The 12319-nt window shown below is 40.1% G+C and carries 11 protein-coding genes; 5 read left to right on the forward strand and 6 right to left on the reverse strand.

Annotation, left to right across the window (positions count from 1 at the left end; genetic code table 11):
- Nucleotides 1-26: 26 nt before the first annotated feature.
- The 4 genes from PMEL_RS03775 to PMEL_RS03790 all read left to right on the forward strand — a co-directional run bounded on the left by PMEL_RS03775 (nt 27) and on the right by PMEL_RS03790 (nt 3106).
- A complete protein-coding gene (locus PMEL_RS03775; protein WP_120174041.1) occupies nt 27-1064 on the forward strand; it encodes a DHH family phosphoesterase in 1038 nt (345 codons plus the stop codon).
- A gap of 82 nt (nt 1065-1146) precedes the next feature.
- On the forward strand, nt 1147-1656 hold the full coding sequence (locus PMEL_RS03780) for a nitroreductase family protein (RefSeq protein ID WP_120174042.1): 510 nt from the start codon (nt 1147-1149) through the stop codon (nt 1654-1656).
- Nucleotides 1657-1950: 294 nt separating this feature from the next.
- The gene (locus tag PMEL_RS03785) at nt 1951-2328 is read left to right on the forward strand and encodes a YccF domain-containing protein (RefSeq protein WP_120174043.1); all 378 of its coding nucleotides are present in this window, start codon (nt 1951-1953) and stop codon (nt 2326-2328) included.
- Between the two features lie 112 nt (nt 2329-2440).
- Entirely contained in the window at nt 2441-3106 is a 666-nt protein-coding gene (locus PMEL_RS03790) for a hypothetical protein (protein ID WP_120174044.1), read from the forward strand.
- Between the two features lie 66 nt (nt 3107-3172).
- Here PMEL_RS03790 and PMEL_RS03795 read toward each other — a convergent pair whose 3' ends face one another.
- Nucleotides 3173-3577, reverse strand: coding sequence for a hypothetical protein (locus PMEL_RS03795; RefSeq protein WP_120174045.1), 405 nt, complete (start codon nt 3575-3577; stop codon nt 3173-3175).
- 152 nt (nt 3578-3729) lie between these two features.
- Between PMEL_RS03795 and uvrA the strand changes: the two genes are divergently transcribed.
- Nucleotides 3730-6606: an excinuclease ABC subunit UvrA gene (gene uvrA / locus PMEL_RS03800; protein WP_120174046.1), complete on the forward strand. Its 2877-nt coding sequence runs from the start codon at nt 3730-3732 to the stop codon at nt 6604-6606.
- A gap of 386 nt (nt 6607-6992) precedes the next feature.
- Here uvrA and PMEL_RS03805 read toward each other — a convergent pair whose 3' ends face one another.
- The 5 genes from PMEL_RS03805 to PMEL_RS03825 all read right to left on the reverse strand — a co-directional run bounded on the left by PMEL_RS03805 (nt 6993) and on the right by PMEL_RS03825 (nt 12089).
- Nucleotides 6993-8522: a peptide MFS transporter gene (locus PMEL_RS03805; RefSeq protein ID WP_120174047.1), complete on the reverse strand. Its 1530-nt coding sequence runs from the start codon at nt 8520-8522 to the stop codon at nt 6993-6995.
- Between the two features lie 24 nt (nt 8523-8546).
- Nucleotides 8547-9296, reverse strand: a complete 750-nt coding sequence (locus PMEL_RS03810) for a porin family protein (protein WP_120174048.1) — start codon at nt 9294-9296, stop codon at nt 8547-8549.
- A 27-nt stretch (nt 9297-9323) separates the two neighbouring features.
- A complete protein-coding gene (locus PMEL_RS03815; protein ID WP_120174625.1) occupies nt 9324-10715 on the reverse strand; it encodes a LysM peptidoglycan-binding domain-containing protein in 1392 nt (463 codons plus the stop codon).
- A gap of 358 nt (nt 10716-11073) precedes the next feature.
- On the reverse strand, nt 11074-11274 hold the full coding sequence (locus tag PMEL_RS03820) for a hypothetical protein (protein ID WP_120174049.1): 201 nt from the start codon (nt 11272-11274) through the stop codon (nt 11074-11076).
- 101 nt (nt 11275-11375) lie between these two features.
- Nucleotides 11376-12089, reverse strand: coding sequence for an HAD family hydrolase (locus PMEL_RS03825; protein WP_120174050.1), 714 nt, complete (start codon nt 12087-12089; stop codon nt 11376-11378).
- Between the last annotated feature and the right edge of the window lie 230 nt (nt 12090-12319).

Raw genomic sequence — 12319 nt, forward strand, 5'->3', positions numbered from 1 at the left:
AACACACACCAAAGCTGACAGCTATAATGGAATTAAACCTACTGAATCAAGAAGAAATTGCAACACTTCGCAATCTTCTCTCCAATGCAACAAACATCGTAATCTGTGCTCATAAGTCACCTGATGGCGACGCGACAGGTTCGTCACTGGCATGGATGCACTTTCTAAAACAGATTGGCAAGACCAACGTTAAGGTGTGTATGCCTGACGCTACACCCGACTTTCTGCATTGGCTACCGGGACATAATTCCGTTATTCGTTATGACAGACGACCAAAGGAGGTTGAGAAGGCGTTTAAGGAAGCAGACCTCGTTTGCTGTCTTGATTTCAACCAAAACTCACGTGTAGATGCAATGCAAGAGGTTTTGGAGTTCTCCACAGCCCCTCGCCTACTCATCGACCACCACTTAGAACCTGAAACAAACAACGCATTGACGGTTTCACATCCAGAAATGTCAAGTACATGTGAGATTGTCTTCCGCCTGATTAGTCAGTTAGATGGCTACGAGAAGATGACAACCCAATGTGCGTCCTGCATTTATTGTGGTATGATGACAGACACAGGTGGCTTCACCTATAATTCATCACGCCCAGAGATATTCTATATTATCGGTCAGCTTCTTGCAAAGAATATTGACAAGGACGAGATTTATAACCGTGTATTCCACAACTACTCCACCAATGCCCTCCGCCTCCGTGCACACATCATCCTCAACAAGATGAAGGTGATTGAGGAGTTGCACGCATCCTATTATACCGTAACAAAAGAAGAGATGGCACAGTTCCATTTTATCAAGGGAGATATGGAGGGACTTGTGAATATTCCACAGCAGATTAAAGGGCTCAAACTAAGTATCTCATTGCGAGAAGATACAGAGAAACCTAAGACCGTACTCGTGAGTCTTCGTTCTTGCAATGGGTTCCACTGTCAACCAATGGCAGCAAAGTTCTTCAATGGTGGCGGTCATGCTGACGCATCAGGTGGAAGACTAAATTGCACCATCGAGGAAGCTGAACAGATTGCCATTAAGGCGATACTATACTATAAAGAGGAGTTACAATAAGTAAAATCCTTTATTGTGAGAGTATAAACAACAATACACTTCATAGCTAAATCCACATTGGAAAGCTTATATTTATCAGGTTATGAATATATTAGAACTATCCCAAAAGCGTTTTTCAGTACGCAAATATAGTGACACACCAGTATCAGAAGAAGACTTACAATATATTCTTGAAGTGACACGTATGGCTCCATCAGCTGTCAATAAACAGCCATGGAAGTTTGTTGTTGTGAAGTCGGATGAGGCACGCAAGCAACTACAAGAATGCTACAACCGCGAATGGTTCAAGTCTGCACCACTCTACATCATTTGTATGCGCGAGGTTGACAAAAACTGGATACGCCAGGAAGATAACAAACAACATGGTGACATTGATGTTGCAATTGCTACAGAACACCTCTGCTTAGCTGCAACAGAGCGAGGCTTAGGCAGTTGTTGGGTTTGTAACTTTAATGTAGCCAAACTGAAGGAGACCTTTCCATATACAGGTTTTGAGCCTGTTGCCATCATTCCTATCGGTCACATAGCAGATGACTGCCCAACGAATGAGAAGAAACGGAAGACTTTGGAAGAAATTACAGACATCATATAATCTTTATAAAAGATTTCTGTTGTCTATTGAACATAAGCTGTATAGGTTGTTATTAGCATCTTATTCATATAATGTAATGACCATAACGAATCATTCTCCTTACTTTTAACTGATGTGCTAAGGCTCCGCACCTATGGTGCTAATGGTTCGCACCAATAGTGCTGACGCTCTGCACAACTCAATATGACGCCAGCATGAAAGTAAGATACTATTGACTTCTGGTTCAAAACTTAGCTTATAACATTCAAGCAGAGGGATTATCTGCATATAAACATCTTAATTCAACAATAAATTATGCGTATTTTTGGAAACATCATTTGGTGGATATTCGGCGGATTAGAGGCTGCTATCGGTTATTTTACAGGTAGTTTAGCACTTGCCATCACCATTATCGGCATACCAGCTGCAGTACAAACATTCAAGCTCGGACTCCTGTGCCTATGGCCTTTTGGCGCAGAAGTGAGAGAAGGAGAAAGTCTTTCAGGCTGTATCACCATTCCACTCAATATCATTTGGATTATCTTTGGTGGTTTATGGGCATGCTTAGCCCACATTCTCTTTGGTATCCTCCTTGCCATTACAATTATAGGTATTCCATTTGCCAAGCAACACTTCAAAATGGCTGGACTATCCCTTACACCTTTTGGCAAAGATGTTGAGCTTCATCTTTAAGTCTAAAGCCGAAAATAAAGACATTTCAAAATCATTTAAATTAAAATCATTTAAATTCTTGGTAGAACTATCAAAAGTCAGTATCTTTGGCAAAAACAAAAGAGAAAAGCCCATGATTACGCAAGACAATTTCAATCAGGAATACGCTGACCCTATAGAGGAACAGCAGATTCGACATTTCGTGTGCATGGAAATGGGGCGTCAGATACATAGATACATCAAAGCCATGCACGGCAGTAAACAACAGATGCTACGTTTTGAGGAGCATCTGAAAGACCTACCTATGAAGGAAAAGGAGGCTGCTATTGCACGATATATTGACTTAAACCGCAAGGCTATCAAGGGATTAGACATGAAGATTGTCTTAGCTCGTGCGATGGCAAACTACTCTGACACATTCGATTACCTCGTTACATTGGTCAACGATAAGAGAAAGATGGTGAAATATTTGAATCTTATCCGTGAGATATACATTCAGTATCATGAGGTAATCGAACGAAAAGGAAAGTTTGGTATCCTTGACCACAGAGGACGTACACTCGTTGAACCGAAGTATGAGTTCCTTCGTACTTGTTATGTCTATGTTGATGATTTGCGAACAATGCCACTCATAGCCCAATTGGATGGTAAGCTTGGCTTGATACTTCCTGATGGGAAAGACACCATTGTAGCACCTTTCATCTATGACAGTATAACGTTAAGGGACGAACCACCTTACTTCGAAGCAAAGAAAGGAAGCAAGAAGATTCTGCTTAACACAGATGGAGAAGAGCAATAAAACAAAGAAAAGAGCTGTAACTGCCAATGCCGTTACAGCTCTTTTAATATTACAATAAAATATGATTTAAATCTTCTTCAGCAAAGCAGCCAAACCCTGAAGTTGCTCCTGCCACATAGCAATCTTGCTATTCACCTTGTCAATATCAACCCCCTGATTCAGTTCTGGAGAATCACGCTGCTGCTGCAATAGGCTGATATACTGATTAACCAGTGCCATCTTCGCCTTAACAGTCTTCTTCTTTGGATAGCCACGCTTGTCAACTTCGCGCTGATACTGCTCAGATATATCGTTGATACGCTGACCACACTCTTCATACTGGCTCAACCACTGCTGGTAAGCTGCGCTATTCTGCTTGTTCTCAAACTGTGTACTGTTTGCAGATTCACCTATCTGCTCGTATGAGCTCTGTGCCATACTCATCATTGGGAGGGCCATCAGAGCAATAACCAATAATTTCTTAACTCTCATAATTGTGTTCTTTTAAAATATAATATCGGCTGCAAATATAAAGTAAATATCAGAAAGAACCAAAGTTTTTTTGTAATTTTGCATATTACTATTCGTCCTTTAAATCTCTTTTAAGAGTCTGTAAGGATAAATGTAGAATAAAGTTGATAATTATGAATAAATATATTGAGGTAAAAGGGGCTAAGGTTAACAACCTAAAGGATATAGATGTAAAAATCCCTCAAGGCCAGTTTGTTGCCGTTACTGGTGTATCAGGTTCGGGCAAGTCATCGCTTGCTTTCGACACACTTTATGCTGAAGGGCAACGCAGATATGTGGAAAGTCTTTCAGCTTATGCCCGTCAGTTCTTAGGCAGAATGTCTAAGCCTGAGGTCGATTTCATCAAAGGACTCCCCCCTGCTATCGCTATTGAGCAAAAGGTTATCTCACGTAATCCACGCTCAACGGTGGGTACTTCTACCGAAATATACGAATACCTCCGTCTTCTCTATGCTCGTATAGGTAGGACTTTTAGTCCTGTTTCTGGCGAAGAGGTAAAGCATCATTCTGTTGAAGATGTCATTGAGAAAGTGATGTCGTACTCAGAAGGTACAAAATTCTGTATTCTTGCTCCTCTACACATCGTTGAAGGACGAAGCGTACAGAACCAACTTGAGATGGAGATGCAGGAAGGTTATGCACGTATCTATGTAGATAATGACTTTATCCGCATAGAAGACTGGCTTGAACAAAACCCTGCTAATGATGACAATAAAAGCACGGCAAAGGATAAAGCAAAGAATATCTATCTCGTTATTGACCGTTTGTCAGTTGACAACTCCAAAGATACACTGACCCGACTCACTGACTCTTGCGAGACAGCTTTCTATGAGGGTGACGGCTATATGCAACTGATGATTCTACCAGCCAAGCTTACTTATGACTTTTCAACACGCTTTGAAGCTGACGGCATACGCTTTGAAGAACCGAACGATAATATGTTTTCGTTCAATTCTCCCCTCGGTGCTTGCCCTACTTGTGAGGGTTTTGGTCGCGTCATCGGTGTCGATGAGAAATTAGTTATCCCAGACTCCTCTCTTTCTGTCTATGATGGTTGCGTACAATGTTGGCATGGTGAGAAGATGGCAACATGGAAAGATGAGTTCTGCAGACGTGCAGCAAAAGACAACTTCCCTATCTTCAAGCCTTATTTTGAACTAACTAAAGCTGAGAAGGAAAGCCTTTGGAAGGGTCTACCAAGCGACAGAAAGAAAGACATTCACGATCGTATCTGCATTGATACTTTCTTCCAAATGTTGAAAGAAAACCAATACAAGATTCAATACCGCGTCATGCTCAGTCGTTATCGTGGTAAAACTGTTTGTCCTGACTGCCACGGTACGAAGCTAAAGAAGGAGGCAACTTGGGTCAAGATAGGCGGTATGGCTATTACCGAGCTCGTTGATATGTCAGTCATTAATCTTAAGCAATGGTTTGACAAACTGGAATTAACAGAGCATGAACAGGAAGTTAGTAAGCGATTGATGACCGAAATAACAAGTCGTCTGCAGTTCCTTTTAGACGTAGGATTGGGCTATCTCACTCTTAACCGCCAATCAAACTCATTGAGTGGTGGTGAGAGTCAACGCATCAATCTCACAACTTCCCTTGGTTCTTCCCTCGTTGGTTCACTCTATATACTTGACGAACCTTCCATTGGTTTGCACAGTCGAGATACCGACCGCCTCATTCATGTACTGAAGGAACTTCAAGCATTAGGAAACACGGTGGTTGTTGTGGAACATGATGAGGAAATCATGCGTGCTGCTGACTACCTGATTGACGTTGGACCAGATGCAGGTCGACTTGGTGGTGAGATTGTGTTCGAAGGTAAAGTATCTGATATCAAGCGAATAGAGGGAGATATTAAAGAGAAGAAAAATACTCAATCACTGCAATTACTGGAGCAGTATCCTCATTCATATACCATCAAATATCTCACAGGAACGGAAGTTATCAACACACCTACAAGTCGACGTCCTTGGAATATGGCAATAGAATTGAAAGGGGCACGCATGAACAACCTTAAAGGTGTTGACGTAAAGTTCCCTCTGAATGTCTTTACTGTAGTGACAGGAGTCAGTGGTAGCGGAAAGTCTTCCCTTGTGAAAGGTATTCTCTACCCTGCTCTCAAACGTCATTTGGATGAGGTTGCCGACACACCAGGTGAATATTCTTCTATCGGTGGTGACTGGAAACAGATTAAACACGTGGAGTTTGTAGATCAGAACCCTATCGGTAAGAGTACACGCTCTAATCCTGCAACCTACGTGAAAGCATACGACGAAATCAGAAAGCTATTTGCAGATCAGCAATTATCTAAGCAGATGGGCTTCACACCACAATATTTCTCATTCAACACAGAAGGTGGTCGCTGTGAAGAATGTAAGGGTGCAGGTGTCATTACGGTAGAGATGCAATTTATGGCAGACCTCGTTCTTGAATGTGAAGAATGTCACGGACAACGCTTTAAGCGTGAGATACTCGACGTGCAGTTCCAAGGAAAGAATATCAACGACATTCTGAATATGACCGTATCTGAGGCTATTCAATTCTTCGGTGAGCATAAGCGCAAAGCAATTATAAACAGATTGAAGCCTTTAGAGGATGTAGGTCTTGGTTATATCAAGCTCGGACAAAGTTCTTCTACCCTATCTGGCGGTGAGAATCAGCGTGTGAAACTCGCTTACTTCATCGGACAGGAACAGCAAGAACCAACGCTTTTCATCTTTGACGAGCCAACAACGGGTCTGCATTTCCACGATATCCAGCGTCTACTCCATGCTTTCAATGCGCTCATTGAACGTGGACATACGATATTGGTTATTGAACATAATCTCGATGTCATCAAATGTGCTGACCATGTCATCGACCTTGGTCCTGATGGTGGAGACAAGGGTGGAAGCCTCGTAATAGCTGCTACACCAGAAGAGGTGGCTCGCTGCAAGGAGAGTTTGACGGGTAAGTATTTAGCTGAAAAACTAAAGTAAGTAAACCTTATAGACTGGAAGGGTAAGTCCCTTAACAAAATACGCTATCCTTGTTTAGGGTAGCGTAACTCTTTTCTAACAATAAACGTCACTCGTTCTAACAATATATTGTTAGGCGTTTAGTGCTTAGCACCATTAGTGCGAACGCTCCGCACAACATGTGCGGAGCGTTCGCACATTATGTGTTAGGCTACAACACGTTGATAAGAGGATAAAAAGAAGGAAGGATTATCACCCTTATAATAAAAGAGTAAGACGCTAAACAACTTACTTATATGGTAGAGATATTGGTCATTCAAATATGATTACATGATAAAAGGCTGAACTCAAAGAAAGAGTTCAGCCTTTTATTATATTATAAAATCTTATTCCGTGAGGGGCTACCTTTATGCAACCTTCTCCAAACGCTTCATCATAAGGAACATGAAGCCAGCAGAGAGAAGACAAAGTACAATAAAGACAGACCATACAATTGTCAGAGGTATGTCGTTCCACAAGAAACCACCAACGCTGACAAGCAGGTTACCGATAGCTGTAGCAACAAACCATCCACCCATCATTGTACCCTTATACTTTGGAGGAGCAACCTTACTAACGAAGCTGATACCCATAGGACTAAGCAACAACTCACCAAAAGTAAGAATAAGATAGGTGCCAATCAACCAGTTACCAGAAGCAAATGGAACAGTCTCGCCTGCAGCCTTTGCAGCATCCTGCTCGTTAGGAGTAAGCAAACCACGTGATGCCAAAACCATAAGCAAGTAAGCACTACCTGCGATAATCATACCGTAAGCAATCTTACGAGGCGCTGTTGGTTCCTTACCTTTAGCTGCTAAAGCACCAAAGATTGCCATACTGACAGGTGTCAAAGCTACTACATAGAATGGATTAAACTGCTGGAAAATAGGAGCACTAACATCAACAGGACCACCGATGTTATGATACTTATAAACCAATACTCCTACGGCTGCAAGGAATACAACAGTAGAAATCAGCTTAGCCTTAGAAGTTTTACTCTGGAAGAATGACATTAGACTGTAAATCATGAAGATAATCATCACAAGGTTGATTACATCAAATGCCATTGTTTGCACACCCTCTGACTTTGGACTAACAAACTCATCGGCGAAGAAAGTCAGTGTTAGACCATTCTGATGGAACGACATCCAGAAGAAGATAACGACAGCAAAAACAAGACAAAGAGCAACAATACGCTCCTTAGTTTGCTGTGGAGTAAGCTCTTCTGCTGCAACTGTTGTATCAGTTTTCTTACTCTTACCTGCACCAGCTTCTACATGCTTAAAAGTGCTACGGAAAGCGTAGTAAATCATCATTGACACGATCAATGACACACAAGCAACTGCAAAAGAGAAATGGTAGGCATCATTACCAGAATAACCAAGCGAATGCTCAGCCCATTCCTTAATTCTCACAGCTGCTGTAGGAGCAAAGAGTGCACCAATGTTGATTGCCATGTAGAAGATAGAGAAACCTGAATCGCGCTTTGCTGACAGTTCTGGTGCATCATAAAGATTACCCACCATCACCTGTAGGTTACCCTTGAACAAGCCTGTTCCAAGACTAACAAGTAGCAAAGCACCAAACATTGCTGCATAGCCCATTACTCCTCCACCCAATGGGATAGACAAGAATAGATAGCCCGCAAACATGACGATAATACCAATAGTCACCATCTTTCCATAGCCAAACTTGTCGGCCATGATACCACCGACCAATGGCAAGAAGTAAACTAAGGCAAGGAAAACACCATAAATCAAGCCAGCTGTATCACCAGATAACCCGAAATTGGCTCTTAAAAATAAAGAAAAAACAGCTATCATGGTATAATAGCCGAAACGCTCACCAGTATTGGCTAATGCCAATGCGTACAGTGCTTTAGGTTGGTTCTCAAACATAATGATAAAATTATAGGTTAATTATTACTTTGTTTTTACAATGTCAAAAAGGTAGGTAGCCTTGACAACAATATTGCTATAATTAGACTTACCGAAATAGTCTTTCTTTGAACTTCCATAGATATTACCCAATCCATAGTAATAGCGGGCTTCAAGTAAGAAATGACCTACATGACGATTACTATACTCCATACCTAAGCCAGCGGCAATACCATAGTCTAACTTTTTCTCAACAGGCATTGACTCCTGTGCTATTATTGGATTACTGCGCCCTGTTCCATCAGTAGCAAGGTTAGGAATATCATAGTTTTTAGAAGTAGACTCTCCAAGATAGAGTCCTAATTGTGGACCAGCTTGAAAGAAAAAGTTAAAGCCATTCTGCTCACGTCCCCATGCAAGGTGTGCAAAGACAGGAATCTGAACGTAGTTAACAGTACGTGAATACTCTTCAGTCAACCCATTAGAATTAATTACTGGCTGATCTGTTCCTGTCAAAATCTTCTCCTTCCATCCAACGGAAGCATAGTTCACCTCACCATAGATAGAACAGATAGTATTGAAATACTTTTCACACACATAACGTATACTTAATCCTCCCGTGAAGTCACCATGCATGGATTGTCTTACACTCGGAGTGAAACCTACGTTAGAGAGTACGTAACCACCATTTACACCAATGGCAAAGTCGTTACGATGGTCACCTACTTGCGCAGCTACTGTCAATGGCAACGCAAGTAGGATAATAGCTAATATTCTTGAGATTTTATTCTTCATCTTTTGGATAAGATACTCTTCTTCTGTTTAATAGACAAGATTCTCCATTGTCTGGTCTGTCTTGAAGTGAACCAGTTGGAAGTTGTCATTGATATATCCGCCCTGTCCTACACGTATAAAGTTATAACGTGTCTGCAATGGACGATACTTAACTTCTGCAGCAGTACCCTTGAAATTCTTGCCGTTTGCCTTCAAACCACGTACGAAGAACTGTGCTTGATCATAACCAGTAAGTGCCATACGAGGGATATACTGTCTTGACATAGGCTCACCATACTGCTCTGTGTACTTTTCTTCTAACTCCTTTGTCTTATCCGCAGCCTTATTATAATAATAGGTAGATGGGATATAAGTGTTATACTTGAAGTACTGGTCAAGGTTATAATCTTGGTAAACAAACCACTGGTTGTAACCATAAAGGCTGATAGCTAAGCCTGGACGGGCCTTCTTCAGCTGAGCCAACTTAGCGAAAACCTCATTCAACTGTGGGCTTTTCTCAGAATTAAGAATCACAACATTTGGTCGAGTTGCATCAAAATGCTTAGAGAAATCAGCATTAGATGACTTTGAACTTGTAAGACTATACTTAATCTTCTGTAAGTCAAGTTGCTTTCTCAAACTTGTAGTAAAGTCGCCTACCTGACTTGTTTCATCCTTACAATTAACAAAAATAGGGTGATGTGATTTCTGGAAACGCTCCAAGAAAGCAGCTATAGCCTTATTTGTCAGCGAAGCCTCTGTCTGATATACTTGGAAAATATTAGGATTTGTTTCTACATCATTGCCTGATATTGAGAAAGGAATAACAAGTTTAATATCATACGCACGACAAAAATCAGCCAATGGCTTTACCTGCTCTGAATAAAGAGGACCAAAGATAACATCTAACTTTGAAGCATTTGGCTCAAGCAAGGTATTACGAATATCAGCACCCTTAGGTACATTCCAAGCGTGTACTTCTGTATTAATCCCCTCAGTCTTCATCTGATTAAGAGCTAATAATACACCACGATAGAACTCTACCATACGTTTTCCATCACCATCTTGGTTATGCAAAGGTAGCATGATACCAACACGAATAGCGTTCACAGTCTTTGCAGGAGCCTGAGCAGCAGTAGGCTTTGACGCAGCCTTCTTATCCGTCTTACCTTTTACAGAACCATCTGGAAGGAAGTCGCCCTCCTTTGAGTAAGGAACAAAGATTAGGTCACCTTTCTTCAGTTCATAACCTGCCTGCTTCATTGTTGGGTTAGCATCAAGAAGCTGTGGGATTGTTACACCATATTCTTTAGCAATACCAAAGATAGTTTCTTTACGTTTTACTTTATGTTGATCACGCCATTGAACACTTTGTGCCAATACGCTATAACTAAAAGTCATAGCAAAAAATAACATAAGGTATTTTAAATAATTTCTCATAAACATACTTTTGTTTTCAATCAGTAACAAATTACAACTGCAAATATACAAAAGAAATCTGTAATCAAAAGATGTAGAATGATAAAAAACACAAAAACGCTTATAGCATATCATTTATTATTGCCAAATAAAGCATTCCTATATATGTTTTCTATAATCTCTTATTATATATTAATTTACAGTATCTATTACCATTTCCTACCATTATGTTTCATGGTGATAGTGCTTAGCACCAGTGGTGCGGAGGGCAAACACCAATGGTGCGAAGGGTAAGCACCAATAGTGCGGACTATAAACAAAAAGCTATTATGAGTTGCATTTCACCTTAATATTAGATTATCTGGAAGAAGAAAAATTCCTACTCCCAAATCTTTGCAGCAAGTTTAACAAATTCAACCTTACCATCTATATAATCAGCAAAATACTCTACAGCAGGTACACCATCAGGAAGATTACATGAACCACAACCACCACATGCAGGTGATTTACAATGAAAACGTTCTTGAATGAACTCAATACGCTCCTCTCGATCTGAAAATTCAATTTGTGGTGCTAACATTTAATCAATGATTAGTTTAATATGTATTTTATATCCTTATTGTTTTTGTGATGCAAACTTACATAAAATAATCGACATATAATGAAATTATTACAAAAGATTCACCAACAGTTTACAAAGCCGTTTAATAAAACATGCTTTAACTGTGTAAAGAACTCCAATTTCAACAAATGAGGGTGATCATATTCCTCAACGACTTCGTGCTGCCATACAGTATGAAAAGGGATATGAGCAGCCCAGCCACCAAGTTTTAACACAGGTTCTATGTCCGAACGAAAAGAGTTTCCCACCATCAATAGTTGGTCAACATCAATAGAATATCGATCACACAACTGATGATAAGACTTTTCTGTCTTATCTGAAACAACAATAATATTATCAAAGTATGGACTTAAGCCAGAACGATGAAACTTATTCTCTTGATCAAGTAGTTCACCTTTCGTAAAGACAACTAAATGATACTTTCCTGTATCATGCAAGACTTTCAATGTTTCTTCAACGCCATCCATTGGCCTTCCTGGTAACTCGAGAAGTCCTTTGCCTAAATCTATAATCTTCTTAACCTCCTTTGCTTTTAGCTTTCCTTCACTTACCTCTATTGCATTCTCCAATAGTGACAACAAAAAAGCCTTACTACCGTAACCCAAAAGTGGCATATTTGCCGTTTCAACAGCAAAAAGAGCTTTGGAGACTTCATCAGCCGAAGCATAAGGCTTAAGAACCTCACAATACTCTTTCTCTACTGCCTCAAAATATGTTTGACACTCCCATAAGGTATCGTCTGCATCAAAGGCTATCAATGATATATCTTTCATAACTTTATTATTTCCACCTGCAAAATTACATTATTTATATATGTGAAGCAAATAACAATCATAAAATAACTTTATATATTTAACCAAGTATCTCATCCCTAAAAAACTTCTTCACAAACATATCTTAGTAGATGTAATAAAAGAATAGTTTAGTAAACATCTTAAATGATTCTTTTTTTAGGTACAAGAACATCTAAATAAAAAAAATATTTCATCGAGTGAAATAAACT

This window comes from Prevotella melaninogenica (assembly GCF_003609775.1).
GTDB classification, from domain to species: Bacteria; Bacteroidota; Bacteroidia; order Bacteroidales; family Bacteroidaceae; genus Prevotella; species Prevotella melaninogenica_A.